The sequence below is a fragment of the Sphingomonas sp. genome (genome assembly GCF_003248515.1).
In the GTDB taxonomy this organism is placed as follows: Bacteria; Pseudomonadota; Alphaproteobacteria; order Sphingomonadales; family Sphingomonadaceae; genus Sphingomonas_I.
In genome coordinates this window covers 246,903-273,560 of sequence record NZ_QFOB01000004.1, presented here as the reverse complement: position 1 = coordinate 273,560, position 26,658 = coordinate 246,903, and the positions used below count along the sequence as shown (strand labels likewise).

Here is a 26,658-nt window from a genome sequence, read left to right as displayed (position 1 = left end):
TGCAATGGATGGTTTGCGGGAGACCGCCGCCGGAGCGGTGACGCCCGTGATGCGCATTGCCATCGCGGTTTTTGACGCGGTAGCATCGCGCAGTGGCATGCTGTGTCGCGCATCGGGGAACGCCAGATGGATATCGAGGAGCTGCGAACCTTCGTCGAGGTCGCCGATGCGGGCGGCGTTTCGCCCGCGGCACGGCGGCTCGGCGTGTCCAAATCGATCGTCAGCCGGCGGCTCATGCGGCTGGAGCAGGAACTCGGCGTCCAGTTGCTGGCGCGAACGACGCGGGGCGCCGCGCTCACCGAAGCCGGGGTTACGTTTCGCGATCATGCCGCGCGGGTGTGCATCGAGATCGATATCGCGAAGGAGACGATACTCCCCGCCGGGGACCTGCAGGGTCGCCTGCGGGTGGCGGCGCCACTGACCTTCGGTCCGACGCATTTTGCATCCGTGCTGGCAGAGATGGCGCGGCGCCATCCGAAGCTGCATCTACAGGCCAGTTATACCGATCGCTTCGTGGATCTGATCGCGGAAGGCTATGATTGCGCGATCCGCGTCGGCCATCTCACCGATTCCAACCTGCTTGCGCGTCGCGTTGGATGGACCAAGGCGAAATATGTCGCTTCGCCGGATTATATCCGGGACCACGGCTCGCCCGCGACGCCGGAGGAATTCGTCACGCACGAAGTCGTCATGCAGGGCACGGAGACCTGGATGGCGATGGATGGCGATACGGCGATCCCACTCAAGCCGCAGGGGCGGTTCAAGGCCGATAACGCCGTCGCTCTGGTGGCGGCTGCGCTCGCCGGAATAGGAATTGCGGGCGTGCCCGAAGACCTGATCGCCAATCATCTGGCGTTCGGGGCGCTGATCCCGGTCATGCCACTCTATCCGCCGCCAGATATCGGTATCTATGTGATCCGGCCGCCGGGGCACTATCCCGCGCGCAAGATCCGGATACTCACCGAAATGCTGATCGAATGCTACGGCAGCAGATCGGGCTGAACGGGCTGGGTGCGCAGCCCGCAAGAGGCTGCGCACGCTGGAACGAGGCTCAGGTCAGCGCGCCGCCGTCGACGTTGAGGATGGTGCCGGTGATCTGCCGGGCGGCCGGCGTCGCGAGGAAGGCAACCGCCGCTGCGACATCCTCGGGCTGGCCGAACCGGCCGAGCGGGATCAGGCTGCGCTGGAAGTCCGCGAACTCGCTGTCCTCGGGATTCATATCGGTGTTGGTCGAGCCGGGCTGGACAAGGTTCACCGTGATGTCGCGCGGACCCAGATCCTGAGCCAAACCACGATTGAACGACTGAAGCGCGGACTTGGTCATGTAATAGACCGTGCCGGGCGCGCCGACGATGCGATCCGCGCCGGCGGAGCCGATGTTGATGATCCGGCCGCCGGCCGCGAGGTGTGGAATGGCCGCCTTGGCGGCGAGGATCGGGCCGCGGACATTCACCGCCAGCAGCGCATCGATATCCTCGGCCGTGAAGTCGGCGATGGTGTTGTAGCGTGCGATGGCGGCGTTGTTGACGAGGATGTCGAGCCCGCCGAGTGCGGCGGCCGCCTCGTCAACGGAGCGCTGGATCGCCGCCGGATCAGCGCTATCGGCCTGGATTGCCATGGCTTTGCCACCCTTGCTCTCGATCGCCTGCACCAGTTGCGCGGCGCGATCTGCGGATCGCTCATAAGTGATCGCCACGGCGGCGCCCCTCTCCGCGAGCGCGATCGCGATGGCGGCGCCGATGCCACGGGATCCGCCCGTCACGAGGGCCCGCTTGCCTTCCAGTTCCTGCACTTGTCGATTCCTTTCTGTGTTGATCGATACAGAATAAATGTGATCGTTGCGCACGAGCGTCAACCTATTATATATCGATCGATGCAGAAATCGGATGCCAGTGCTGAAGGCTGTGCCGCGGTGCGACGCGGCCGGCCGCGCGCCTTCGATCGCGAGAAGGCTCTGGCGACGGCGATGCACCTCTTCTGGCAGAAGGGATATTCGGCGACCTCGATCTGCGATCTTACCTCGGCGATGGGGATCGGGTCACCGAGCCTCTACGCGGCCTTCGGTTCGAAGGAGGCGCTCTATTCGGAAGCGCTGAAACATTATGCCAGCACGCATGAGGCGATCGCATGGGGACGCTTCTTTGCGGCGGAGACGGCGCGGGAAGCCGTCGCGGCCTTCCTCCACGACACTGCGGGTGGGCTCGTCGAGGCCGCCAACGGCTGCATGGTCACCCTGTCGGCGGTCGGCGGGGAGGGGCATGCGGAACTGGGCGCGCTCGTGGCGTCCGCGCGTCATGCGACTTTGGTGCGGCTGAAGGATCGGCTGGAACAGGCGCAGGCGGCGGGCGAAATCGGCCGATCGGTGGATATCCACGGCCTCGCCCGCTTCGTGCAGACCATGCAGAACGGCATGTCGCTGCTCGCCCGCGACGGTGCCAGCCTCGATGAACTCAAGGCCGTGGCGGACACCGCCATGCTGGGGTGGGACGCCCGCATCGCCGAGACGTCCTCCGCCTGAGACGCCCCGGCCGAAGAGACGGAAGTACGGTGGCGCCAGCATGGTCCGTCTTGCGACCTGACACAATCGGAGAGTGAGAATGCGCTGGGAATATCTTGTCGTCGAAGAGAGCCTGACATCCGATGCGCTTGGGGCCTTGGGCGCCGAGGGATGGGAACTCGTCGCGGTCGCTTCCCCGGGACATTTCGTGCTGCACTATTTCTTCACGCGCCCGGCGGCGGCCTGACCGATCCCCAGTCTTTGTGAGCCACCTTCGCTCGAGCGATCGCAAGGAGAAAATCCATGACCAAACCTAAACCCGTATTTCCTGCCGGCCGGCACGATCTCTTTACGGCGCAAACCTATTCCGCGGCGATCCGATCCGGCGATCTCCTTTTCGTGTCGGGCTTGGTCGGCAGCCGCGGCGATGGTTCTCCCGAGCCGGATTTCGAGGCGCAGGTCCGGCTGGCCTTCGCCAATCTGGAGGCGACGCTAAAGGCGGGTGGTTGCCAGCTGGACGACATCGTCGACGTGACGACCTTCCACACTGATCCCGAGAACCAGTTTCCCACGATCATGGCGGTGAAGGCCGAAGTCTTCTCCGCACCGCCTTATCCGAACTGGACGGCGATCGGTGTCAATTGGCTCGCCGGGTTCGATTTCGAGATCAAGGTGATCGCCCGCATCCCCGGCTGACAATCGGAAGTGGCGCGATGACGGAGCATGTGATGGACGACCTGCATCGCAACAAGGCGAACGTGATCGCCTTCTATGAGTTGATGTTCAACGCGGGCCGACCGGCCGAAGCGGTCGAGCGCTTCGTCGGTGCCGACTATGTTCAGCACAATCCCCACGTGGCGACCGGACGGGAAGGCTTCATCGCCTATTTCGAGCGAATGGCGCGTGAATGGCCGGGCAAGCGCGTCGAGATAAAACGGGTCTTGGCGGAGGCCGACCATGTCGTCCTTCACTGCTTTCAGCACTGGCCCGGCGATCATGACTATGCCGGCATCGACATTTTCCGGCTCGATGCGCGGGGAAAGATCGTCGAGCATTGGGATGTGTTGCAGATCGTTCCCGAGCAATCCGCCAATGGCAATGGCATGTTCTGACGATCGGCACCGTGCGTGATCGCCCCCGCCCATTGCCCATTTTCGATCGATCGAAAGAGAAGGCTCGCTCAAACCTAGTCGCGGTCTGGCGCACCCAAGGGGAAATAATGCCGAAATCGCCGTGCCTCATCGACTGCTCGCGCGAAGGATGGTCGCTGGAGCAAACGCGCGCGATAGGCGGTGAGATACTCGTATTGCTCGGGAATACGGTGCGTCCAATCGGCGTAGAACAGCGATGGCGCCGCAGCGCAGTCGGCCAGGGTGAAGGTGTTGCCGACCGCCCATTCGCGGCTCTGCATGCGCCGGTCGAGCCAGGCGTAGCTGGTGTCGAGCATCCGGCGGGCCTCCTCCATCCCATAGGGATCGCGGCTTTCTGGCGGACGCAACGCATCGAACACAAATTTGCTCTGCGGCGTCATCACGTAATTATCGAAGAACCGATCGAGCATGCGCGCTTCGACGGCAGCGTCGGGATCCTCTGGAATGAGCCTGACCGGTCCCGGATGTCGGGCCTGCAGATGCTCGATGATGATCGTGGTTTCGAATATGACGCGACCATTGTCGCGCAGGACAGGGAACTTACGAAAGGGCGATAGCGATGCAAGCTCATCTGCGACGCCTGGATCTTCGATCATGCGATAGGTGAACGGAATATCGTTTTCGTAGAAGGCGATCAGTGCCTTTTGACAATAAGAGGAGAATGGGTGGGCGAAGAGTTCCAGCGTCATGCGAATGCCCTCGCCTGGCGACCTTCGAGGATCGCGACGAGATTGTCGACATGCCACGCGGTGCCGTGCTCGCGGCCGTCCACGGCTTCCTGTCCACCCGAGAAGTACGCGCCCTGTTCGGTGTGCAGCAGTCGGGTTCCGCCACTTTCCGCGCGCAACTCGATCGTTTGCAGTGACACGGAGAGTTTTTCGTCGCCGTGGAACAGATCATAGACGAGCACGATCCGCTCATTTTCCACGATGTCGTGGTAGGTCGCCTGAAAATCGGTCACCAGCCCGCTGGCCCAGCGGGCGCGGAAACGTTCCTTGCCGCCGACACGGAAATCAAAGTCGCGGTCCAGCACCTCGACATCGACCGGCGTCTTGAACCACGCACTTTTGGCTGCGAGGCTGGTGTACGCCGCGAACACCCGGCCGGGCGGCACAGCCAGCTGTCGATCTATCACGAAGGTGGCGTTGGTGACGGTCATTCGGCCTCTCCGGTAGAGGGGGCCTGTGCGAGATAGGCCTCCAGTTGATCATATTGCTGTTCCCAGAAGCGCTTGCGTTCGGCGATCCAGCGCTCGGCCTGCGCCATCGCGGCGGTTTGCAGGGTGCAGGTCCGTACGCGCCCTTGCTTGCCGCTTTTGATGAGGCCGGCCTCCTCCAGAACCTTGAGGTGCTGGAGGGCCGCCGAAAGCGACATTGGCAGCGGCCTGGCGAGTTCGCTGACAGAGGCTGGACCAACGCTCAGGCGCTCGATCATCGCGCGCCGGCCGGGATCGGATAGCGCGTGAAATGCCTTGTCCAGCGGGTGCGACTCATACTGTAGCATGTGCTTAAGTATTGAGGGGATTTGAGGTGAGTCAACCGCCGCAGAGTGTCTGCGCCCGTTGCACATCTCTGGCGGCGGTCGCTGGCAGCTCCAGGCTCTCGATACCGCAACCGATATCAGCAGCGCGCCAGCGCCCGCCGGTGGGCGCATCCCCCGTTTGCGATAATCGACCCGTTGGCTGGGCTGGTCGAAGCTCGAATCGAATGAGTGAGCGGCAGATTTCGAGGGCTGAGAAGGACGCGTGAGCGGCCCGAGCCGGGTCGAAACCCGGATATCGATGTTATCCCGCGGCCGATTTTTCGAAAAATATTCCTTTGCGCGGCTACTTCATAAGATCGTCAGCGAAACGGCGGAGCAACTTTTGCAGCTGATCGAGGTCTGCCGCCGTCCAGTCGATCAGTATGCGATTGGCCAGCCGTTCTCGCGCCGTGTTCAGCATCGCGATCATTTCGCGGCCCTCCGGGCTCACCGTGGCTTCGCGTACGCGTTTGTCTTTTGCCGATGGATGACGCTGGACCAAACCCAGTTCCTCGAGCTTGGCCATCTGGCGACTGATGGTGGTATGATCGCGGCCCGTGCGGTCAGCGAGTTCGACGACGCCGATCGGGCCGTATCGGGCGACCCGAGCCAGCAGCGGAAATAGCGCGCGATCAAGCGGTATGCCTGCTTCCTCAATCAGCCGGTCGTCGCGTCGCGGCCGGTTAATCTCGTCCACCAGATCGATCATCGCGGCATGGAGATTCCTCAAGGTCTCGCGATCGTGTGCATTATTCACGCTTATTCTTGCCTCGATGCGATGTTGGATATATGTGCATTTTACACATTGATTCGCGGAGTTGGCAATGTCGTTCGATGCGGACGTTCTCATCGTGGGCGCCGGCGCCGCCGGACTGATCCTCGCGATTGACCTTGCACGCCGTGGCGTGGATTTCCTCCTGTTAGAACGGAACGATCAGCCGTTCGGCGGATCGAGGGGCAAGGGCATCCAGCCGCGCACGATGGAGGTGTTCGAGGATCTTGGCTTCGTCGATCGCGTGGCGGCCGCTGGCGGCCCCTATCCTCCATTGCGGCAGTATCGTCAGGGCGGAACCACCGAAGAATCGCTGCTGACGAGGGAGGAAACCGCTCCAAGCGCGGCTGAGCCCTACGCGGCGCCACTGATGCTCCCGCAATTCGCGACGGAACGCGTGATGCGGGAGCGGCTGGCCGAACTGGGATCCCGGCCATTTTTCGGGGCGCGGTTGATCGGATTTGAGCAAGACGCGGATGGCGTAAACGCGGATATCGAGAGTTCCTTCGGCCGCCGTCGCGTGCGTGCGAGATACCTCGTTGGGACAGATGGTGGTCGCAGCTTCGTGCGGCATGCGCTCGATGTGGGATTTCCGGGAGAAACACTGGGTGTTCGGGCGCTTGTCGCCGATGTGACTCTGGAAGGCCTCGATCGGCTGGCATGGCACCGCTTCCAGCTAGGCTCTCCCGCGACGCAACTCATGATCTGCCCGCTCGCCGGTACGGATCTGTTTCAGCTTCAAGGCCCGGTGGCTCCGGAGGGCGAGGTCGATCTGTCAGCTGCCGCTCTGACCGCTCTCGTGGCCGAGCGCACCGGGCGGAGCGACATTGTCGTTCATTCCGTATCCTGGGCATCGGTTTATACGATGAATGCGCGGCTGGCCGATCGTTATCGCATGGGCCGCGTCTTTTTGGCTGGCGATGCTGCCCATATTCATCCGCCGACGGGCGGCCAAGGACTGAACACCAGTGTTCAGGACGCCTATAATCTCGGCTGGAAGCTTGCCGCCGTCCTCGGCGGCGCGCCCGATGCGTTACTCGATACCTATGAAGAGGAGCGCCGCCCGATCGCCGCAGGCATGCTCGGTTTGGCGACCCGGCTGCTCGGTGAAGCGAAGCAGGGCACGATGCGGCGTGACCGTGAAGCGCGACAGCTCGATCTCGGCTATCGCACATCCTCGCTGGCGTTGCCCGGTATCGATACTGGCAGACTTCGGGCAGGCGACCGCGCGCCGGATGCGCCGTGCCGGGGGCAAGCCGGCCAGCCCACGCGCCTGTTCTGCGAGTTCCAAGGACCGCATTGGACACTCGTCGGTTATGACGCTGCGGAGCGGCCGGCCCCCCGGGCCGGTGTCCGTATCGTGACGGTGGGCGAGCATGGCGATCTCATCGACGACGGCGCGCACATCGCCGACGCTTACGGCCTCGCTCCCGGGCAATGGATCCTCATCCGTCCCGATGGCTATGTCGCCGCCATTTTGACCTCGGCCGACATGGTGGAGAAGCTCCCCGACTTCCTCGAGGGCGTGCTGCCGGCCGGCTCCGCTCATGTGCTGAAGGGGAGGTGAGCCATGACATTTGGGGCTCCCCTTCGCCCTCTTTAATTGCCCGAGACCCCGGGCGCTTCAATCCTGCCCAATGATCGACCGCCCGGTCTCGACGATGGTGGCGGCGAATGACAGGCTTTGGGTCTCTCGGATCAACGCCGGCCAAGATGCCGCTCCGTCATGTAACGGCCGGGCGATGTGCCCAATACCTTCCGGAACATGGTGACAAAACTCGGGACGCTCTCGTAGCCGAGCGCAGCGGCGACCTGCTGGATGGACGCACCTTCGGCAAGCGACTGCACGGCCAGCATGACCGCAAATTGCTGCCGCCATCGCCCGAAGCTGAGCCCGGTCTCGCGCGCGATCAGGCGTACCATGGTTCGGCCGCTCATGCCGATGCGCCGGGCCCATTCTTCCAATGATCCCCGATCGGCAGGCGAGGCCGCCATCAGTTCGGCCATTCGGCGCAGGCGGGGATCAGCAGGCATGGGCAGATGCAGATCCTCGATCTTCGCGGAGGCAAGCTCATCAAGCAGAACCGCGATGAGGTTCGAAGTGCGATCGTCCTGTTCATAGAAGGCGGGTAGCTCCGCCAGGCGCGCGATGACCTCGCAAAGAAGAGGAGTGACTGACACGGCGCAACAGGTGGATGGCAAGCCCTTGCCGACTGTCGGATCGATGAAGGAGTTCAGTCCATCGAGTATCCCGACGGCACGGATAGCATGCCGGGCCTCTCCGGGGATCCAGATGGCGCTGCGAGGAGGGACGATCCACAGGCCATTCTCCACCTCACAGGAAAGCGCACCGCGCCGGACTACGATAATCTGCCCCTTGGCATGGCTGTGCGGTTCCAGCTCGATCTTGCCGAAGTCGTTCGAGATGAAGCCATAGGTGACGACGGGACGAGGCACCTCGTCCGGATTTATCCACTCCGCCTCATGCGATACGTCGGTCAGCAGCGGCACCCTCGGGTCCTTATCCATCGCCAGAGTTTGGCGAGAATGAATAACATCATGTCCATCCTTCGGAATGACGCCATGATCGTCGCCGATTATCCGATTGGTATCGACCAGTCGAGGCGCTGATGGCCTCAGCGATCGGGAGACGAAACTTGAGCAGTTTGCACAGCGAGCGCGTAGCCACGCTTCTCGAAAAACTACACCGCGAAGGCGATGCGCTGGAGACGCTGAGAGATGTTGGGGGGGAGGTGGATATGCTCCATCTCGATGGCGCCTTTTTGCTCTATCTGGCCGTCTTTCATCTTGTGGAGCCTCGGCTTCGCTCCGGCGCGGTGATCCTTGGAGAAAACGCGTTCCAGCCCGAATATCTCGGCTATGTCCGCAATCCGGCGAACGGCTATCTGTCGCAGCCGCTGCCGTTCGAGGAGGGGCGCGGCAACGAACTGACCGTGAGGACCGCCTGATGCTCGCCACAGGCTCGCCCGAGCGCCCGAGAACGAAGGCCTCCGGCCGGTTAAGCCAGATTTTGGTGCGGATGTTGATGCGGCGTGCAACGATCGTCGCCGCCGAGCCTTTGCCGGGCCGGTTTCATCTGATCACGCTCGAAGGGGCTGCGCTCCGGGATATTGCGTGGACGCCTGGCCAGAAAGTGCAGGTGGCGATGGGCTCGGCATTCGTCGCGCGGACCTACACCCCGATGACGTGGAACGCCGAGGCCGGACGGACCTGCATCCTCGGCTACGCACATGGCTCGGGGCCTGGCAGCGACTGGATCCGGAATGTTCGGCAGGGTGATGAATGTGATCTGTTCGGTCCTCGCAAATCTCTTGATGTCAGCCTTATCACCGCTCCACTCGTGATTTTCGGGGACGAGACCTCTCTCGGTTTGGCTTACGCGCTGACCCAGCCGGATCCCGATCGCCCGGTAAGCTGCCACTTCGAGGTTGCCGACGCGCGGGCGACCCAGGAGGTTCTTCTGCAACTCGGACTTGTGGGCGCATGCCTTTACCCGCGGGCCGACGACGATCGCCATCTGGCGAGATCGGAAGCGGCTATCTCCTGTCATTTGGCCGCCGATACGGTGTTCGTGCTCACTGGGCGGGCCGCGGCGGTGCAACGCCTTAACCGACACCTGCGGCGCGCCGGAATCCCGGCGGCCAGGATTTACGCCAAGGCCTATTGGGCCCCGGGAAAGTCTGGAATGGACTGATCCGCGATACATTGTCGGCGTGAGCGAGGGCGGGGCCAGGTGTCGGGAAAAAGATCAACTCAGGTCGAGGCGACGGATTCTAGGCTGGCCTTTGGAGGCCGGCTTGGGCGAGCGGGTCGGGTTGCCGGACAATGTGTGTGCGCTGATCGAGCCGCTTCTGCCGTAGGGGAGAGGCGAGGCTGCCGACCTGCTGGTGACAACCGCCCCTTCTTCGAGTGCATGATGGGGGTGGCGCGGGCGAGCATTCTCGATTCTCTTCGGGAGGCGCGCGCCTCCCTCTCTCCTCGGGGGAGCCGGCGAAAGGCTCAGGCGATGCCCCAGCGTTGCTTCACTGCCCGCTCCAGCACGGCCAGGGGCATCGCGCCCTGCAACAGCACCTTGTGGAATTCCTTGAGATCGAAGCCTGGCTGCTTGCGCGCGGCCTCGCGCAGGCGGACCCACATCGTGTGGCCGATCTTGTAGCTGCATGCCTGACCCGGCCAGACGGTGTAGCGATCGATCTCCCCCTGGCTGCGGCCGCGCGCGATGCCGGTGGTCGCGATCAGATAGTCGGTCGCCTGCTCGCGGCTCCAGCGCCTGGCGTGCATGCCGCTGTCCACCACGAGGCGCGTCGCGCGGAACAGCAGGGACTGGAGATAGCCGACCTGCCCGAGCGGATCGCCTTCATACATGCCCATCTCGTCCGCCAGCTGCTCCGAATAGAGCGCCCAGCCCTCGCCATAGCCGGAGAAGAAGCTGCGCCTGCGGATCAGCGGAATCGTCTCGCTCTCCAGCGCGACGCTCACTTGCAGATGATGACCCGGCACGCCTTCATGATAGGTCAGCGTGGCGAGGCCGAATTTCGGCCGGTCGAACGTATCGCGCAGATTGATGTAGTAGATGGCCGGGCGTGATCCATCGAGCGAGGCATTTTCATAATAGCCGCCGGGCGCGCCCGCCTGGATGGTCGGCGGTACGCGGCGTATCTCGATCGGTGCCTTCGGCACGTTGGCGAAGGATTCGGGCAAACGTGCCTGCATCGCCTTCAGGTGGCGATTGAGTTCGGCCAGAAGCTGTTCGCGGCCCGGATCGGTGTTGGGATAAAGCTGGTCGGGACGCTCGTTGAGCACAACCAGCCGCTGGCCGACCGTGCCGGTGGTCAGGCCCTGGCCCTTCAGGATCGTATCGATCCGCGCACCGATTTCGGCCACCTGCGCGAGGCCCAGCCGATGTATCTCGTCGCCGCTCATCCTCACGGTGGTCGCGGCCTCGGCGGCGGCCGCATAATAGGCCTCGCCATCGGGCAGGCGCCAGCAGCCGGCATCGTGCACGGCCCTGGTCCGCAAGGCGGCGACGAGCGCCTTCTGCCGCTCCATTGCCGGGAAGACACCGTCGCGCACGATCCCGGCCGCCTTCTCGGCATGGGTGGCGGGCAGGCCCGCGGCTTTCAGCTTGGTGGCAAGCGCCGTTACCATCACGCTCTGCTCGGGCCGCTTGTCGAGGACGGCGCCGATCTGCTTCAGCGTCGTATCGAGGATGTAATCGGGCGCGAAGACGCCGCGCGCGGCATCGCTTTTCTGGCGCTCGCTGCTGTCGTCGATCGCCTTGGGAAAGGCGGCCAGCCGGGCGAGATAGGCATCCGCCTCGTCCGCATCGCGCACGCGTGCCTGGCTTTCGAGGAAATCGGGAACGTCTCGGTAGGGGCCCGTCAGCTGGCTCAATATGTAGGGTGCGAACCGCCCGAGGGAATCGCCGTAGGTGAAGCGCTCGGCACCCGAGATGGCATGATCGAGCTGATAGGTGACCACGTCCAGATCGAGTCGCGATTCCGCCGAAAGGCCGGCCGGCGTGAAGCGCTTCAGCTCGGCCCGCTCCTTCCTGGCGCGCGCCAGCCGCTTCGCCTGGCCGGCTGCGGAGACATCGTCCAGCTTCGCCTTGAGGCCGGCGCGGGGGCCGCTGTCGAGGCCCAGCCGCGTCGCCTGCTGCGGGCTTTCCTCCAGCCGGGCGTAGAAGAATCGATCGAGCGTGGCGCGCAGGCTGGCATCGGCGCCGCCCGGCGTCGCCGCCCGCAACGGCAGCGCGGCCGTCGCCATGCTGGCGGTGGCGCCCTTCACGAACTGGCGACGGTCCATTGGCTACTCCATCATTTCCATCATTGTCGGCGCTTCGCGTGGCGACGGAGGGCCGCGAATGTGCGCGTGATGCGCGGGTGCCCGATGTCCCGGACGCGCATCCCGAACGCGATCTAGAGGCGCGGGAGCGTGACGCCCTGCTGGCCCATATATTTGCCCGCGCGATCGGCATAGCTGACCTCGCAGGGCTGATCGCCCTTCAGGAACAGGAACTGGCAGGCGCCCTCATTGGCATAGATCTTGGCGGGCAGCGGCGTGGTGTTGGAGAATTCCAGCGTCACATGGCCCTCCCAGCCCGGCTCCAGCGGCGTCACATTCACGATGATTCCGCAGCGCGCATAGGTGGATTTGCCGAGGCAGATGACGAGCACGTCGCGCGGCACGCGGAAATATTCCACCGTGCGGGCGAGCGCGAAGCTGTTGGGCGGGATGATGCACACGTCCGTCTTGCGATCGACGAAGCTGTTGTGGGCGAAATCCTTCGGATCGACGATCGCATTATCGACATTGGTGAAGATCTTGAACTCGTCGGAAACGCGCGCATCATATCCATAGCTGGAAAGGCCGTAAGAAATGCAGCCGTCGCGCCGCTGCGCTTCCACGAACGGCTCGATCATGCCGTTGTCCAGCGCCTGTTCGCGGATCCAGCGATCGGATTGAATGGCCACCCTATTTCCTTCTTCGTCACCCCGGATCGAGTGCCCGGGGGCACCGTTCCACGCATCGTGCGGTGGAGTGTTGCCGCGCGGTGGATGCCGGAACAAGCCCGGCATGACCGATTTTCAGCCGATCCCCAGATCGCCCGGCCCGAAGGCGTGGGGCAGCAATTCCGACAGGCGATGGGTGCGAAGCTCGCGGCCGTCTCCGCTGGCGCAGTAAACCGCGATGTCGCGGCCGCCCAGCTGCGCCGCCTCGTTCAGCACCTGGCGGCAGCGGCCGCAGGGATAGACAGCCTCTTCGCCGCTCATTTCGCCGCCTGCCTTCACCGCGCCGCCGACGACGCCGACGGCCACCACATCCCGCAGCCGCCCCGCAACGTTGGCGGAGGCCAGCGCCACCGTTTCGGCGCAGAGCGACAGCCCATAGCTCGCATTCTCGAAATTCGTGCCGGGCACGATCGTGCCGTCCGTGAGCAGCAGGGCCGCGCCGACCGCGAATTTCGAATAGGGCACATGCGCGTTGCGGGCCGCTTCGCGGGCGGCCTCGATCAGCACGCCGGCGGCGGCCTGTTCCATCGTCACTTCCGTCATATGTTCCTCACTGGCGGATATGCAGCACGCAGATGAGCGTGAAGAGCCTGCGCGCCGTATCGAAATCCACCTTGATCTTGCCGTCCAGCCGCTCGATCAGCAGCTCGGCCGCCTCGTTGTGGATGCCGCGGCGCGCCATGTCGATCGTCTCGATCTGCTGCGGCGTGGCCTTGGCGACGGCCTGATAATAGCTGTCGCAGATCGCGAAATAATCCTTGATCGGCCGGCGGAACCGCCCGAGCGCGAGGATCAGCGTTTCCAGATGCTGGCCGTCCTCGGCCGCGATCGTGATGGCGAGCCGCCCTTCCTCCACCGACAGAGCCAGCTTGTAGGGGCCGGCATAGTCCTGCGGATAGGCACGCTGGGGCGCGAAATAATTCTCCTCGAGCAGATCGAAGATGGCGATGCGCCGCTCCTGCTCGATATCGGCGTTGCGCCACAGGATCGTCTGCTCGTCGAGCTGGATGTCGATGAGGCGCGGGTCGGCCATGACGCCGCTTAAATGAGCCGCGCCGGCTTGGGAACCCGAGCATTGCGGGGATCGGCTCCGGAATGCCCCTTCGTCCGCACTTGTCCACAGAAGCATGAACCGATCTTTTTGCGTGCGGCCTTGAGGCACCCCCCCGGTCGCGCGCAGATGGCCGGATGGCCGAACCCCTCCGATTCCCGTCCGAAGCCGAAACGCCGGGCATGCCCGCCCTGCCCCAGAATGTGGAGGCGGAAGCCGCGCTGCTGGGTGCGCTGATGATCGACAATCGCCTTGTCGAGGATGTCCAGCTGAAGCTCAGGTCAGAGCATTTCCACGAGCCCGCCCATGGGCGCATCTACGATGCGATCCTCAAGCTCGTCGAACGCAACATGATCGCCAATCCGGTGACGTTGCGGCCGATGTTCGAGGGTGATCAGGCGCTAAAGGATCTGGGCGGCCCATCCTATCTCGCCCAGCTGACCGGATCGGGCGCGGCGCTGATCGGCGCGCGCGATTTCGCGGCGCAGATCTACGATCTGGCGCTGCTGCGCGCGTTGATCGGCGTGGGCCGCGAAATGGTCGAAAAGGCGGTCGATACGTCGGATGACGTCGATCCCAAGGGGCAGATCGAGGCCGCCGAAGTGGCGCTCTATCGCGTCGCCGAGGAAGGCGGCGAGCAGGGCTCGATGAAGAGCTTCGGCCAGGCGACGCGCGTTGCGGTGGAGCAGGCGGAGCGCGCGCTGAATTCGGGCGGCCACGTCTCGGGCGTCACCACCGGCCTCGAAAGCGTGAACGCCAAGATGGGCGGCCTTCACAATTCGGATCTTCTGATCCTCGCCGGCCGCCCCGGCATGGGCAAGACATCGCTGGCCACCAACATGGCCTATAATGCCGCGCGCCGGTACATGCGCGACATGGAGGACGGCATTCCGCCGGAAAAGTCGATCGGCGCGCCGGTGGCCTTCTTCAGCCTCGAAATGTCGGCCGATCAGCTGGCGACGCGCGTGCTTTCCGAACAATCGGGGATCAGCTCCGAAAATTTGCGCATGGGCAAGATCAGCCAGGCGGATTTCCGCAATCTGGCGCGCGCCGCGCAGGAGCTGGAAAATCTGCCGCTCTATATCGATGATACGCCGGGCCTGACGATCGCGGCGCTGCGTACGCGCGCACGCCGCCTGAAGCGCCAGCGCGGCATCGGTTTCATCATCGTCGATTACCTCCAGCTGCTCACCGGATCGGGCCGGGGCGGCGAGGCGAATCGCGTGCAGGAAATCTCGGAAATCAGCCGCGGCCTCAAGACGCTGGCCAAGGAACTGAGCCTGCCGGTGCTGGCCCTTTCCCAGCTCAGCCGTCAGGTGGAAAGCCGCGAGGACAAGCGGCCCCAGCTTTCGGACCTGCGTGAATCCGGATCGATCGAGCAGGACGCGGACATTGTGCTGTTCGTGTTTCGCGAGGAATATTATGTCGCCGCGCGCGAGCCCAAGCGGCCGGGCGAAGGTGACGACGCCAAGATTTTCGAGGCGCACGATCAGTGGATGCGCGACATGGATCGCGTGTTCGGCACCTGCGAACTGCTGATCGCCAAGCAACGCCACGGCGCCACGGGCCGCGTAAGGCTGAAATTCGAGAGCAAGATCACGCGTTTCAGCGATCTTGCCGAAGAAGGATATGCCTTGCCGCAGGAATGAGACGGCGGCGCCCTCAGATCGAGGGAAGGACCATCGTGAGCTTCACCTTGCGAAGCTTCCAGCGCAGCTGGATGTCAGGCGTCTCCTGCGCGGGAAGCTCGGCCGTGGGGAGCAGATAGGGCGAACGCAACCGGTGCTGGAGCAGGGCGGGGGGCGTGGCCGCCTTGCGGCGCCTGGGCTTGGCCCTCGTCTTGCGGGCGATGGTGCTGCGCAGATCGAAGGTGGCGGGGATCGGGCGGGCGAGCGTCGCCGTATCGGGAAAGGCCGCCAGCGCGAGAGCCCACATCATCATCGTCCGCCCATCTCCAGAACGATCAGATTTCAGGCTGAAATTCTCGAAATGGCCGCAAGGTTCCCGCCGCGCGTATTCCGGCCCGCATCGCGCGGCGTGACGGTGGTGACGCCTATCGTTTCGCGATCATCGGCAGCACGCGATCCAGCGGCAGCGCCTCCACGGTGGCGCGATGACCTGCGACCGTCTCCGCCTTGAAGAGGCTGTCGAGCGCGGCCTCCTCCGTCGCTTCCGCCACCGCCTGGAAAAGGGGCGACATCTGATCGTTGGGCAGATCGGCCACGGGGGAGGGGGCGGTGCGGCGCGCGGGCGTGCGCCGGACATCCGCGCTGGTGGAAAAGGCGACCGCGAAATCGCCCGATCCGTTGGTGAAGGAGGATCCGGTCCGCGCGATGCCGGCAAAGGCCCGTTCGGCCAGCCGGCGCAAATTGCGATCGGAAAGCGGTGCATCGGTGGCGACGACGATCATCACGGATCCGTCCGCCTTCTGCGATTCGAGTTCGCTCTTCAGGAAATATGTGCCGAGCCTCTGGCCGACGGGCGCGCCCGCCACGGTCAGCACGCCGCCATAATTGCTCTGGACGAGCACGCCTACCGTATAGCCACCGAGCCGCGCGGGCAGCCGGCGCGAGGATGTGCCGATGCCGCCCTTGTAGCCGAATGCGACCGTGCCGGCGCCGGCACCCACCGCCCCCTCCTCGACGGGGCCGTCCTTCGCCGTCTCGATCGCGCGGCGCGCATCGGCGATGCTGACGTGCCGGCCCCGTATATCGTTGAGATCGCCATCATTCGTTTCGCCGACGATGGCATTGACCGAGCGGACCTGCTGGTTGCCCGGCCGGGCCAGCGTCCATTCCACCGAAGCGGCGATACCCTCGGCCACGTTGAGCGTGTTGGTCAGCAGGATCGGTGTCTCGATCTCGCCCAGTTCCAGCAACTGCGTGGAGCCGGCGAACTTGCCGAAGGCATTATAGGCGACGAAGCCGGCCGGCACCTTTTCCTGAAAGAGATTGCCGCCATGGGGCAGGATGGCGGTGACGCCGGTATGCACATCCCGCCCGCGCACGAGCGTGATCTGGCCCACCTTCACGCCGGCCACGTCCGTGATCGCATTGAGGGGGCCGGGCGGCAGGATGCCGATTGCGATGCCCGCTTCGCGGACGCGCGGGCGGGCGTCGGCGGGAGCGACGGAAAGGACCCCGAGCAGCAGAAGAGGCAGCGTCATGCGCATGTCGGAGTGAGCCCCTGTTCAGTCTGTCGGGCCAGATGGCTTTCCGACCGGACGAGCAACCGTCCTACTGCCGCGCAAGCAGGAGTCCAGCACCGCGAACGCCTCTATTTCAGCCTTGGGGTGCCCGCATTCGCGGGATCACCCGCCCGTCAGAAAACGGGGTCGTCGGCCTGCGGCGTGGTGGGGATGGGCGAGTGGATGCCGCACTCGATCTTGTCCCAGCCCCGCCAGCGGCCGGACCGGGGATCCTCGCCCGGCATCACCTTGCTGGTGCAGGGCGAGCAGCCGATCGAGAGATAGCCCTCCGCCTCCAGCGGATGGTGCGGCAGATCCTTCGCCTCGAAATAGGCGTTGAGCGCGGTCTTGTCCCACCCGGCGAGCGGATTGATCTTGAGCTTGGGGCCGGAGCCCGCGGCGTCGGCCGTATCCAGCTCGAACAGGGGCAGGGCGGTGCGCGTACCGGACTGGAAGCCCTTGCGGCCCGAAATCCAGGCATCGAAGCCCTTCAGCGCGCGCTTCAGCGGCTCCACCTTGCGGATCTCGCAGCAACCGTCCGGATCGTAGGACCAGCGCAGGCCGGTGCGGTCCTTCTCGGCCAGGATGCGCGGATCGGGGCGATAGACGCGCAGATCCGTGAAGCCCAGCCGCTCGGCCAGCTCGTCGCGATAGGCGAGCGTTTCCCCGAACATCTTCTGCGTGTTCGTGAAGACAAGCGGGATGTCCGTATCGATCTCGCTCACGAGATGCAGCAGCACCGCGCTTTCGGTGCCGAAGGAGGAGACGAGCGCGACGCGCCCGGCCAGATCCCCCGCCAGCAACTCGCGCAGCATCACGTGGGTCGGCACGCCCGCATAGCGCGCATTGAGCGCGTCGACATCGTCCTGCGTGAAAGCGGGGCGCACGTCGATCATGTCGACATCATGGGCGAGCGCGGCCTCAGCCATGGCGCAGCGCCCACACTGGCGGCCTGGCATCCGCCGCCTTCTGATAGACCGCCGGGAAACGGGCGAGCGCCTCTTCCACTTTGGCCGGATCCAGCACATGATCGCTCGCCAGCACGTCGAAGCCGCAGCGGCGCAGGATCACCACCTGATCCAGCAGCACATCGCCCGCCGCGCGCAGCTCGCCCGTAAAGCCCGCCTCGCGCAGGATGCGCGCGGAGGAATAGCCCCGCCCGTCGCGAAATTTGGGGAAGGCGATCTCGATCAGCTGGAGGCGATCCAGAAAGGGCAGCAGTTTGCGCGCATCCTCGCCCGGCTCGATGCGGACGGCGGTGGCGTTCGACTGGCCGAGGAACGCGTCGAGCGTGACGGCGGGCTCCTCATGCGCCTCGTCGGTGCGGAAGCGGATCTGGGTCATGCGCCCGCCTTTTCGTAGATCGCCGCCTTGAAGGGCTCGGGACCCACGCGCCGATAGGTATCCAGGAAACGCTCGCCCTCCGCGCGGATCTGGCGATAGGTTTCCAGTGCCTTCTCCACCGCATCGACCACGCCGTCCTCGTTGAAGCCGGGGCCGATGATCTTGCCGACGCTCGCATCCTCCGCGCCGGATCCGCCGAAGGAGAGCTGGTAATTCTCCTCGCCTTTCCGGTCGACGCCGAGGATGCCGATATGGCCGGCATGGTGATGGCCGCAGGCGTTGATGCAGCCGGAAATCTTGAGCTTCACTTCGCCCAGATCGCGCTGGCGATCGAGATTGGCGAAACGCTCGCTGATCTTCTGCGCCAGCGGAATGGAGCGCGCATTGGCGAGCGCGCAATAATCCAGGCCCGGGCAGGCGATGATGTCGGTCACCAGATCCAGGTTCGCGGTCGCCAGATCGGCCGCCTCCAGCTTCCGCCAGATCGCATGGAGATCGGCCTTGCGAACATGGGGCAGCACGATGTTCTGCGCATGCGTCACGCGCAGTTCGTCGTGGCTATAGTCCTTTGCGAGATCGGCCATCAGATCGATCTGCTCGGCCGAGGCATCGCCCGGGATGCCGCCGGTGGGCTTCAGGCTGATCGTGACGATCGCATGGCCGGGCACCTTATGCTCCACGACTTGGCTGTCGAGCCACAGCGCGAAATCGCGATCGCTGCGATCGATCCCGGCAGGCGCGGCGGGATCGAGCGGGGGCAGCGCGAACATTGCCGCGATCCGATCCAGCTCGGCGGCCGGCGGATCGAGGCCCAGCGTCTTCACGTGAAGATATTCTTCCTCCACCTGCCGGCGATATTCGTCGGCGCCGATCTCGTGGACGAGGATCTTGATCCGCGCCTTGTACATATTGTCGCGGCGGCCATAGCGATTGTAGACGCGCAGGCACGCCTCCAGGTAGCTGACCAGCTCGTCGGCGGGCAGGAATTCCCGGATCAGCGGCGCCACCATGGGGGTGCGGCCCTGGCCGCCGCCGACATAGACTTCGAAGCCGATCCCGCCGGCTTCATCCTTCACCAGCTTCAGGCCTATATCGTGCAGCTTCATCGCCGCGCGATCCTCGTCCGCGCCGATCACCGCGATCTTGAACTTGCGCGGCAGCAGCAGGAATTCGGGGTGGAACGTGCTCCACTGGCGCAGCAACTCGGCATAGGGGCGGGGATCCGCTACCTCGTCCGCCGCCGCACCCGCATATTGATCGGCCGAGATGTTGCGGATGCAGTTGCCGCTCGTCTGGATGGCGTGCATCTCGACGGTGGCGAGTTCGGCGAGGATGTCGGCCGCGTCGCTCAGCTTGATCCAGTTATACTGGAGGTTCTGGCGGGTCGTGAAATGGCCGTAGCCGCGATCATATTTGCGCGCGATGTGCGCCAGCATGTGCATCTGCCGGCTGTCGAGCGTGCCATAGGGCACGGCCACGCGCAGCATATAAGCGTGCAGCTGGAGATAGAGGCCGTTCATCAGCCGCAGCGGCTTGAACTGGTCCTCCGTCATCTCGCCCGAAAGGCGGCGATTGCACTGGTCGCGAAATTCCTCGACCCGCGCATCCACGATCGCCTGATCATATTCGTCATACTTGTACATTCAGGCGACACCCTGCTTTTCTGCCTGCACGCCGAGATCGGGCCGGACGCTGGGCCCGGCGGCGCGGATACGTTCCTTGGCGTTGCGGACGAGGGGCCCGTTCTGGCCCGCATCCGCCTCGATCAGATAGGGGCCGTTCACACGGCGAGCGGCCTCCTCGCGCGCGGCGATCGCCTCGCCCTCGTCGCCCGCGTCCGCCGCATCGGAAATGTGGCGCGACCAGCCATGGCCGGCCCACCAGATGACATCGCCCGAGACGAGATCATTGCCTGTCACGAGTTTCACGACGCCATCACCTGTGCCTGCTGAGCCAAACGCTGCATCCGGTCTTCCGCGTCCGAAAGCAGCACCACTTCCCCCACGACGATGATCGCGGGGCTCTTGATCTTCTCGCGCGCCAGCAGCCCGCCGAGATCGGCGAGCACGGTGCGCAGCGCGCGGCTGCCGGGCAGCGTGCCGCGCTCCAGCACGGCCACCGGCAGATCGGGCGCGAGCCCGTCATTCATCAGCTTGTCCGCGATACAGCCGCCGGATGCCACGCCCATGTAGATGACGAGCGTGCGGCCCTTGCCGGCGAGGCCGGACCAGTCCTGCTCGCTGAGGCCCTTGCACTGGCCGGCGACGAAGCTGACCGCGCTGGACCAGTCGCGATGCGTGAGCGGCAGCATCGCTTCCGCCGCGCAGCCGAGCGCGGCTGAGACGCCGGGAATTACCTCCACCGCGAGACCGGCGGCGCGCACCGCCTCCACTTCCTCGCCGCCCCGGCCGAAGACGAAGGGATCGCCGCCCTTCAGGCGGACCACGATCGATCCGGAGCGGACATGCGCCACGATCAGCGCGTTGATCGCCTCCTGCGGCAGCGTGTGGCGCGCCCGGCTCTTGGCGACGGAAATGCGCTGCGCGCCGGCCGGCGCATAATCCAGTACGGCGGGATCGATCAGCCCGTCATGCACGACGATATCGGCCTGGCGCAGCGCCTCGACCGCGCGCACCGTCAGCAGACCGGGATCGCCCGGGCCTGCGCCGACGAGGATCACGCGCCCGCGCGCGTCAGGATCGAGGAGTGACACCATGATAGCGGCAGATGCGTTCTGCCGTTCGCGAGCGCAATGCAAGCTATCTTGACGCAGCCGAAGCAGAAGTTTTTCTCGTCCGTTCGGGCGGTTGACCGCCCTTGGCGCCCCGCTACTGTCCGCTTTCGTTGAGGAGAGGCGCAGTGGCGACCAGATATACCGACAGTGCGCGCTACAGCCGCGTGGCGATGTGGCTGCACTGGCTGATCGCGCTGGCGATCTTCTACAATCTCGCCTCGGGCCTGCTGCGGCCGGTGATGCCGCGCGGTTTCTTCATGTGGCACATCTCCTCCGGCATGACGATCATCGTCCTGACGATCCTGCGCGTGGTCTGGCGGCTGACGCACAAGCCGCCGCCCTTCCTGCCGATGCAGAAGTGGGAGGCGAATGTCGCCCATGTGGTCCATTTCCTGCTCTATGTGGCGATGGTGGCGCTGCCTTTCTCCGGTTGGGCGATGGTTTCGGCCAATCCGCCGATCGGATCGCCGGGCGCCGCCTTCGTAGCCGCCGAGCGCGCGGCCAAGGCGCCTCCCGGGGCGCCCGCGCCGCCCCCGCGCAAGCCCACCATGGTCTGGAACAGTTTCAAGCTGCCGCTGATCGGATCGCTCAGCGAGATGGGGCGCACGCCCGAAGGCGTGCCCGAACAGCGCGAAATTCACGAGCGGATCGAGAAATTCCATTCGATCGGCGGGTGGCTGCTCCTGATCCTGCTCGTTCTGCATATCGGCGGCGCGCTGAAGCATCAGTTCATCGATCGTGAGCCCGAATTGCAGCGCATGGGCCTCGGCCATCCCGGGCGGAAGCGTCACGCCGCCGCGGAATGAAGCGGTGAGCGAGGATGGCTATCGCGGCGGCGGCACGCTGGGTGGTCGCTGGGGCTGCGCGCTTTCGGCCGTGGTGGGGCTGCCGTTGATCGCGGGCGTCTTCGTGCTGGCCGCGTTAGGTGATTGCGCGCCGGGCGTGGAATGTCACCGCGGCCCGAACTGGCGCCTGCTGGCCGGCGCGATCCTGATCGCGATCGGGATCGGCTTCGGCACGCGATTGTTCGTGAACGTCACCTTCCGGCGGCTGCGCGCGCTGGCACGCGAGCAGGAGGCTGATGCCGGGCCGGGCCAGGCGGAGTGACGGCCTGACGCGCCCTCGTCCGGGTGGCGCTCCAACCGGGACGAGTGTTTTCAGCCTCTCAGCCGGGCGAGCGCGTCCCCCATTCGTCGGATCGCGGCCACTTTCGCGTGGAGGGGGCTCCAGTCGTCCTCCCGATCGATCGAGCCCCAGATCGCCTCCACCTCCTCGATGTGCATCGAGCAGGGATTGGCATCGCTCCAATAGGCATGATCCCCCGCGCCGGATGGCGATCGCGTCTCCAGCATCGTGGCGAGCGCCGCGAAGGCGGGCGCATCATAGGCAGGGTCCGCAGGAGAGGCGCCCCGCCGCCGTCCGCCGGCCCAATCGAAGAAGAAGCGATCGATCGTGACGGTGCCCGCACCCAGCGCCTCCTCGATCGCCTGTACCAGCGCGAGATCGGAAACTTCGTCCGTGCGGGCGATTCCCAGCCGCCCCAGCATCGCCCCGACGATCGCGGCCTCATAGGTGGCGGGAAAGCTGTCGAGGATCGGCGCGAGAACCTCCGGATCGTGAATCTTCGAAAAGGCGATGGCGAGTTGGACGACGTTCCAGTGGATCGCATGCGCCTGCCGCCCGAAGGCGTAGAGCCCTTGATGATCGAAATAGGCGGCGGTGAAGCCCAGCTCCCAATAAGGGGTGAAGCGCCATGGGCCATAATCGAAGCTTTCGGCGGTGACGTTGATATTATCCGTGTTGAGCACGCCATGGACGAAGCCCGCCGCCATATAGGAGGCGGTCAGCCGCGCCGCGCCGGCCACGACATGCTCCAGCAGGCGCAGTTCGGGTGCCGCACCCGGCTCCTCGCCGAACAGGTGGCGCAGGCAATAAGCGGCGAGGCGAGTCATCTCGTCCGTCAGGCCGAGCGTGGCCAGCCGCTGGAAACTGCCGATGCGGATATGGCTGTGGCTGAGGCGCACGAGCACGGAGGAACGAGTGGGCGAGGGCTCGTCGCCGCGCTGGAGCGCCTCGCCCGTCTCGACCAGCGAGAAGGTGCGGGATGTTTCCACGCCCAGCGCCTCCAGCATTTCCGTCGCCAGAATCTCGCGCAGGCCGCCCTTGAGCGTCAGCCGCCCGTCCCCGAAGCGGCTGTAGGGCGTCCGCCCCGATCCCTTGGTGCCGAGATCCATCAGGCGATCGCGCGAATCGTGCATCTGCGCGAAGAGAAAGCCGCGGCCGTCGCCGATATCGGGATTGTACACGCGGAACTGGTGGCCATGATAGCGCAGCGCGAGCGGGCTCGGCAGGCTGCCGGGCAGCGGCAGGAAGCGGCCGAAATGATCGGTCCATCCTTCGTCGCCCAGATCATCCAGCCCCACCTGCGCCGCCGCGCGATCGTTGCGGAAGCGCAGGATGTGGCGGGGAAAATCGGCTGCCGGCACCGGATCGGCAAGGAAATCCGCCACTTCATCGATCGCGGTGGAGGGGCGGAACGGGGTGGGTTGCGGATCTGTGGCCATCGCGCCGATATGGTGGGCGCATGCCCCAGGGCGCAACCGGAGTATCGTCGTCCATGCCCTATGCGGATTGCACCTGGCTCTCTCCCGATGGGCTGACGCTCCATTACCGGGATTATCCGGGCGATCCCGGCAAGGCGCCGATCCTCTGCCTGCCCGGTCTCACCCGCAACGCGCGCGACTTCGCCGTGCTGGCGGAAAGGCTGGCGGGTCCGCGCCGCGTGATCGTGGCGGAACTGCGCGGGCGGGGCCTGAGTGCCTATGCGCCCGATCCGATGACCTATGTGCCGCCCATCTATGCGGGCGATGTGATCGCGCTGCTTCACCAGCTCGCGATCGGGCCGGTCGCCTGTTTCGGGACTTCGCTGGGCGGGATCGTCGCGATGCTGATCGGCGCGGCGCGGCCCGATCTGCTGGCGGCGGTGCTGCTGAACGATGTGGGTCCAGTGATCGATCCGGCGGGCCTCGCGCGGATCGCATCCTATACGGGGCGTGGCGAGGGCTGGTCGAACTGGTATGAAGCCGCCGCCGCGCAGGGCGAGGTGCATGCCGATGCCTATCCCGATTATGGCGCGGCCGACTGGATGGACATGGCGCGGCGCCTCTGTCGCGAGGAGGAGGGCGGCCGGATCGTCACCGATTATGATCCGGCGATCGCGATCCCGTTTTCGGTGCCGCCGCCCGATCCCGCGCCCGATCCCTGGCCGCTGCTGAACGGCCTTGCGGGCAAGCCGGCGCTGCTGGTGCGCGGTGGCCTTTCGGACATATTGAGCGAGGAGACGGCCGAACGGATGGTGCAGGCGCTGCCGCTCATGGAACGGATCACGCTCCCGCGCGTCGGCCATGCACCCACGCTGGAGGAGGCGGAGTGCGGGCCGGCCATTAACGCTTTGCTAGCCCGGATCGATCTATAAGGACGATCATGCGAGAGGCCCGCAGGCGCGCGGCGCCGGAAACAACTTTGATCGCGCAATCGCGATCGGTTTCTCCTATAGGCGCCGGATTGTCTTGCCGGAGGATGGTTTGTTCAAGGGTCTGCGTCCTATTCGCTATGGAGGCCGTGAGGTCTGGCCGCTGATCGAGGGTGGCAAGGGCGTTGCGGTGTCCAATCATGCGAGCGCGGGCGCCTGGGCGGCCGCCGGCGGCATCGGCACGGTCTCCGCCGTGAACGCCGACAGCTACGATCACGAGGGCAAGATCATTCCCCAGATCTATCGCGCGCTCACGCGGCGCGATCGGCACGAGGAACTCGTCCAATATGCGATCGACGGCGCTGTCGAGCAGGTGAGGCGCGCCTTCGAGATCGCCGGGGGCAAGGGCGCGATCAACATCAACGTGCTGTGGGAAATGGGCGGCGCGCAGCGCGTGCTGCATGGCGTGCTGGAAAAGACTAGGGGGATGGTCGCGGGTGTCACCTGCGGCGCGGGCATGCCCTACAAGCTTTCCGAGATCGCGGCCTCCTATGGCGTGAATTACCTGCCGATCGTCAGCTCCGGCCGCGCCTTCAACGCGCTGTGGAAGCGGGCCTATTCGAAGGCTTCGGAATGGCTGGCGGGTGTTGTCTATGAGGATCCGTGGCTGGCGGGCGGGCATAACGGCCTGTCGAACGCGGAAGATCCGCGCGCGCCGCAGGATCCCTATCCGCGCGTGAAGGCGCTGCGCGAGACGATGCGCGCAGGGGGCGTTTCGGAAGACGTGCCGATCATCATGGCCGGCGGCGTCTGGTATCTTCGCGACTGGAACGACTGGATCGATAATCCGGAGCTGGGCAGCATCGCCTTCCAGTTCGGCACGCGGCCCCTGCTGACGCAGGAAAGCCCGATCAGTCAGGAGTGGAAGGATCGGCTGACGACCCTCGACGAGGGCGACATCCTGCTTCACCGCTTCAGCCCGACCGGCTTCTATTCCTCGGCCGTGCGTAACGATTTCCTGCGCAATCTGGAGGCGCGTTCGGAGCGCCAGATCGCTTTCTCGATGGAGGCGGCCGGCGACCACCAGTTCCAGCTGGACGTGGGCGTGAAGGGCAAGAGCTTCTGGGTGACGCTGGGCGATCTGCACCGCGCGCGCGAGTGGGATGGCCGCGGCTTCACCACTGCGCTGAAGACGCCGGACAATACGCTCGTTTTCGTCACGCCCGAGGAAATGAAGATCATCCGCAAGGATCAGGCGGATTGCATGGGCTGCCTCAGCCAGTGCAGTTTCTCCTCCTGGGCCGATACCGAAGGCAACAGCACGGGGCGCCTGGCCGATCCGCGCAGCTTCTGCATCCAGAAGACGTTGCAGGATATCGCGCATGGCGGCCCGGTGGATCACAATCTGATGTTCGCGGGCCACGCGGCCTACAAGTTCAAGCAGGATCCCTTCTATTCGAACGGCTTCGTGCCTTCGGTGAAGCAGCTCGTCGATCGCATCCTGACGGGCGATTGAGGCTCCGCCCCGTCACGCCGGCTGGCTCCGGCGTGACGGGCGGAGATCCGCCGGACATGTCCGGTTCGCGCTTTTGCGCCCTCAAGATAAATTCGTGACACTTTCGCCGCGCGCCTTCTAAGCTCGCGCGTCCATGAAGCGCGCGCTCATCATCCGACATGTCCCCTATGAGGGTGTCGCCGGCTATCGCCTGCCGATCGAGCAGGCGGGCTATGCGATTGATCGGGTCGATGTGGGTGATCCGGCCTTTTCCTCGGTGGATCTGGTCGATCCCGATCTCGTCATCATGATGGGTGGCCCGATGGGCGTCTATGAACAGGCGCGATATCCGTGGATCGCCTGCCAGCTTCGCCGGCTCGCCCGGCGGCTGGAGGCGGACCGGCCCACGCTCGGCGTCTGCTTCGGCAGCCAGATGATGGCGGCCGCACTCGGCGCGCCGGTCTTTGCCGGGCCGGTGAAGGAAGTGGGGTTCGCGCCGATCGCGCTCACCGATGCCGGCGCGGCCTCGCCGCTGCGCCATCTGGAGGGCGCCTCCGTGCTGCATTGGCATGGCGATACGTTCGAGCTGCCCGATAATGTCGAGCGGCTCGCCGAGACGCCGGCTTATGCCAATCAGGCCTTCCGCCGCGGCCCGCGCCTGCTGGCACTGCAATTCCACGCGGAGATGGGCGAGGATCCGCGCATCGATGCGTGGCTGAACGACACGCCCTACATCACCTCGGCCGGCACCGATCCGGTGACGATCCGTGCCGATCACGATGCGCTGGGGCCACGCGCGGTGGAGGTGGGAAGATCGATGATCCGGGAGTGGCTGGCGGGTTTCTGAGCCCGCCTTGCGCCCGGAGCGCGATGTTTGAGCGCCGGCGGGCCATGGCCCAAC

General features: G+C 65.1%; 32 protein-coding genes. 14 read left to right on the top strand and 18 right to left on the bottom strand.

The features are described 5' to 3' along the window. Positions 1–126: 126 nt before the first annotated feature. Entirely contained in the window at positions 127–1,002 is an 876-nt protein-coding gene (locus DI605_RS08765; protein ID WP_293972108.1) for a LysR family transcriptional regulator, read from the top strand. A gap of 49 nt (positions 1,003–1,051) precedes the next feature. Here the strand turns inward: DI605_RS08765 and DI605_RS08760 are convergent, their stop codons facing one another. After that, positions 1,052–1,792 carry an SDR family oxidoreductase gene (locus DI605_RS08760; RefSeq protein WP_293972105.1) on the bottom strand — a complete coding sequence of 247 codons (741 nt, stop codon included), beginning with the start codon at positions 1,790–1,792 and terminating at the stop codon, positions 1,052–1,054. Between the two features lie 81 nt (positions 1,793–1,873). On the opposite strand from DI605_RS08760, the gene DI605_RS08755 reads away from it, so the two are divergent. The 4 genes from DI605_RS08755 (at position 1,874) to DI605_RS08740 (ending at position 3,609) form a co-directional block, all read left to right on the top strand. Next, the gene (locus DI605_RS08755; protein WP_293972102.1) at positions 1,874–2,518 is read left to right on the top strand and encodes a TetR/AcrR family transcriptional regulator; all 645 of its coding nucleotides are present in this window, start codon (positions 1,874–1,876) and stop codon (positions 2,516–2,518) included. 79 nt (positions 2,519–2,597) lie between these two features. After that, the gene (locus DI605_RS08750) at positions 2,598–2,744 is read left to right on the top strand and encodes a hypothetical protein (protein WP_293972099.1); all 147 of its coding nucleotides are present in this window, start codon (positions 2,598–2,600) and stop codon (positions 2,742–2,744) included. Positions 2,745–2,800: 56 nt separating this feature from the next. Beyond that, complete coding sequence (locus DI605_RS08745) at positions 2,801–3,193, top strand: RidA family protein (protein WP_293972096.1); 393 nt, start codon at positions 2,801–2,803, stop codon at positions 3,191–3,193. 32 nt (positions 3,194–3,225) lie between these two features. Further along, entirely contained in the window at positions 3,226–3,609 is a 384-nt protein-coding gene (locus DI605_RS08740) for a nuclear transport factor 2 family protein (protein WP_293972094.1), read from the top strand. 74 nt (positions 3,610–3,683) lie between these two features. Here the strand turns inward: DI605_RS08740 and DI605_RS08735 are convergent, their stop codons facing one another. The 4 genes from DI605_RS08735 to DI605_RS08720 all read right to left on the bottom strand — a co-directional run bounded on the left by DI605_RS08735 (position 3,684) and on the right by DI605_RS08720 (position 5,878). Next, positions 3,684–4,337, bottom strand: a complete 654-nt coding sequence (locus DI605_RS08735; RefSeq protein WP_293972091.1) for a glutathione S-transferase family protein — start codon at positions 4,335–4,337, stop codon at positions 3,684–3,686. Next, entirely contained in the window at positions 4,334–4,807 is a 474-nt protein-coding gene (locus DI605_RS08730) for an SRPBCC family protein (protein ID WP_293972088.1), read from the bottom strand. The genes DI605_RS08735 and DI605_RS08730 overlap by 4 nt, the downstream gene beginning before the upstream one ends. Further along, complete coding sequence (locus DI605_RS08725; protein WP_293972085.1) at positions 4,804–5,151, bottom strand: helix-turn-helix transcriptional regulator; 348 nt, start codon at positions 5,149–5,151, stop codon at positions 4,804–4,806. Before DI605_RS08725 ends, DI605_RS08730 begins: the two co-directional genes overlap by 4 nt. A 322-nt stretch (positions 5,152–5,473) precedes the next feature. After that, positions 5,474–5,878, bottom strand: a complete 405-nt coding sequence (locus DI605_RS08720) for a MarR family transcriptional regulator (protein ID WP_293972082.1) — start codon at positions 5,876–5,878, stop codon at positions 5,474–5,476. Between the two features lie 115 nt (positions 5,879–5,993). Between DI605_RS08720 and DI605_RS08715 the strand changes: the two genes are divergently transcribed. After that, entirely contained in the window at positions 5,994–7,508 is a 1,515-nt protein-coding gene (locus tag DI605_RS08715; RefSeq protein ID WP_293972079.1) for an FAD-dependent oxidoreductase, read from the top strand. A 131-nt stretch (positions 7,509–7,639) separates the two neighbouring features. On the opposite strand, the gene DI605_RS08710 is transcribed toward DI605_RS08715, so the two are convergent. Beyond that, the gene (locus DI605_RS08710; RefSeq protein ID WP_293972076.1) at positions 7,640–8,452 is read right to left on the bottom strand and encodes a helix-turn-helix transcriptional regulator; all 813 of its coding nucleotides are present in this window, start codon (positions 8,450–8,452) and stop codon (positions 7,640–7,642) included. 119 nt (positions 8,453–8,571) lie between these two features. Between DI605_RS08710 and DI605_RS08705 the strand changes: the two genes are divergently transcribed. Next, positions 8,572–8,910: a hypothetical protein gene (locus tag DI605_RS08705; protein ID WP_293972073.1), complete on the top strand. Its 339-nt coding sequence runs from the start codon at positions 8,572–8,574 to the stop codon at positions 8,908–8,910. Continuing rightward, entirely contained in the window at positions 8,910–9,656 is a 747-nt protein-coding gene (locus DI605_RS08700) for a siderophore-interacting protein (RefSeq protein WP_293972070.1), read from the top strand. Before DI605_RS08705 ends, DI605_RS08700 begins: the two co-directional genes overlap by 1 nt. Before the next feature lie 305 nt (positions 9,657–9,961). Here DI605_RS08700 and DI605_RS08695 read toward each other — a convergent pair whose 3' ends face one another. From DI605_RS08695 to DI605_RS08680, 4 genes are all read right to left on the bottom strand, one after another. Then, complete coding sequence (locus DI605_RS08695) at positions 9,962–11,767, bottom strand: DUF885 family protein (RefSeq protein WP_293972067.1); 1,806 nt, start codon at positions 11,765–11,767, stop codon at positions 9,962–9,964. 113 nt (positions 11,768–11,880) lie between these two features. Next, on the bottom strand, positions 11,881–12,435 hold the full coding sequence (dcd, locus tag DI605_RS08690; RefSeq protein ID WP_293972064.1) for a dCTP deaminase: 555 nt from the start codon (positions 12,433–12,435) through the stop codon (positions 11,881–11,883). 114 nt (positions 12,436–12,549) lie between these two features. Then, positions 12,550–13,017: a cytidine deaminase gene (locus tag DI605_RS08685; protein WP_293972060.1), complete on the bottom strand. Its 468-nt coding sequence runs from the start codon at positions 13,015–13,017 to the stop codon at positions 12,550–12,552. A 7-nt stretch (positions 13,018–13,024) separates the two neighbouring features. Then, complete coding sequence (locus DI605_RS08680; RefSeq protein WP_293972057.1) at positions 13,025–13,507, bottom strand: UPF0262 family protein; 483 nt, start codon at positions 13,505–13,507, stop codon at positions 13,025–13,027. A gap of 155 nt (positions 13,508–13,662) precedes the next feature. Between DI605_RS08680 and DI605_RS08675 the strand changes: the two genes are divergently transcribed. Then, the gene (locus DI605_RS08675; RefSeq protein WP_293972054.1) at positions 13,663–15,174 is read left to right on the top strand and encodes a replicative DNA helicase; all 1,512 of its coding nucleotides are present in this window, start codon (positions 13,663–13,665) and stop codon (positions 15,172–15,174) included. Between the two features lie 13 nt (positions 15,175–15,187). Here DI605_RS08675 and DI605_RS08670 read toward each other — a convergent pair whose 3' ends face one another. From DI605_RS08670 to cobA, 7 genes are all read right to left on the bottom strand, one after another. Continuing rightward, positions 15,188–15,466 carry a hypothetical protein gene (locus tag DI605_RS08670; protein WP_293972051.1) on the bottom strand — a complete coding sequence of 93 codons (279 nt, stop codon included), beginning with the start codon at positions 15,464–15,466 and terminating at the stop codon, positions 15,188–15,190. A gap of 112 nt (positions 15,467–15,578) precedes the next feature. Then, on the bottom strand, positions 15,579–16,697 hold the full coding sequence (locus tag DI605_RS08665) for a P1 family peptidase (protein WP_293972048.1): 1,119 nt from the start codon (positions 16,695–16,697) through the stop codon (positions 15,579–15,581). Positions 16,698–16,846: 149 nt separating this feature from the next. Further along, positions 16,847–17,641 (bottom strand): phosphoadenylyl-sulfate reductase, encoded by a 795-nt coding sequence (locus DI605_RS08660; protein WP_293972045.1) that lies wholly within the window; start codon positions 17,639–17,641, stop codon positions 16,847–16,849. After that, a complete protein-coding gene (locus DI605_RS08655; RefSeq protein WP_293972042.1) occupies positions 17,634–18,056 on the bottom strand; it encodes a DUF934 domain-containing protein in 423 nt (140 codons plus the stop codon). The genes DI605_RS08660 and DI605_RS08655 overlap by 8 nt, the downstream gene beginning before the upstream one ends. Beyond that, positions 18,053–19,699, bottom strand: coding sequence for a nitrite/sulfite reductase (locus DI605_RS08650; RefSeq protein WP_293972039.1), 1,647 nt, complete (start codon positions 19,697–19,699; stop codon positions 18,053–18,055). The genes DI605_RS08655 and DI605_RS08650 overlap by 4 nt, the downstream gene beginning before the upstream one ends. Further along, positions 19,700–19,984 (bottom strand): DUF2849 domain-containing protein, encoded by a 285-nt coding sequence (locus DI605_RS08645; protein WP_293972036.1) that lies wholly within the window; start codon positions 19,982–19,984, stop codon positions 19,700–19,702. It lies immediately after the preceding gene. Continuing rightward, positions 19,981–20,772 (bottom strand): uroporphyrinogen-III C-methyltransferase, encoded by a 792-nt coding sequence (gene cobA, locus DI605_RS08640; protein WP_293972033.1) that lies wholly within the window; start codon positions 20,770–20,772, stop codon positions 19,981–19,983. The genes DI605_RS08645 and cobA overlap by 4 nt, the downstream gene beginning before the upstream one ends. A 143-nt stretch (positions 20,773–20,915) precedes the next feature. Between cobA and DI605_RS08635 the strand changes: the two genes are divergently transcribed. Together DI605_RS08635 and DI605_RS08630 are read left to right on the top strand one after the other, a co-directional pair. Next, a complete protein-coding gene (locus tag DI605_RS08635) occupies positions 20,916–21,596 on the top strand; it encodes a cytochrome b/b6 domain-containing protein (RefSeq protein ID WP_293972030.1) in 681 nt (226 codons plus the stop codon). A gap of 4 nt (positions 21,597–21,600) precedes the next feature. After that, positions 21,601–21,897, top strand: a complete 297-nt coding sequence (locus DI605_RS08630) for a hypothetical protein (RefSeq protein ID WP_293972027.1) — start codon at positions 21,601–21,603, stop codon at positions 21,895–21,897. Positions 21,898–21,947: 50 nt separating this feature from the next. On the opposite strand, the gene DI605_RS08625 is transcribed toward DI605_RS08630, so the two are convergent. Further along, positions 21,948–23,354, bottom strand: a complete 1,407-nt coding sequence (locus tag DI605_RS08625) for a protein adenylyltransferase SelO family protein (protein ID WP_293972024.1) — start codon at positions 23,352–23,354, stop codon at positions 21,948–21,950. Positions 23,355–23,374: 20 nt separating this feature from the next. On the opposite strand from DI605_RS08625, the gene DI605_RS08620 reads away from it, so the two are divergent. From DI605_RS08620 to DI605_RS08610, 3 genes are all read left to right on the top strand, one after another. Beyond that, positions 23,375–24,265, top strand: coding sequence for an alpha/beta hydrolase (locus DI605_RS08620; RefSeq protein ID WP_293972021.1), 891 nt, complete (start codon positions 23,375–23,377; stop codon positions 24,263–24,265). 109 nt (positions 24,266–24,374) lie between these two features. Beyond that, entirely contained in the window at positions 24,375–25,778 is a 1,404-nt protein-coding gene (locus tag DI605_RS08615) for a nitronate monooxygenase (RefSeq protein ID WP_293972018.1), read from the top strand. A gap of 133 nt (positions 25,779–25,911) precedes the next feature. Then, positions 25,912–26,604, top strand: coding sequence for a glutamine amidotransferase (locus DI605_RS08610; protein WP_293972015.1), 693 nt, complete (start codon positions 25,912–25,914; stop codon positions 26,602–26,604). Positions 26,605–26,658: the final 54 nt, after the last annotated feature.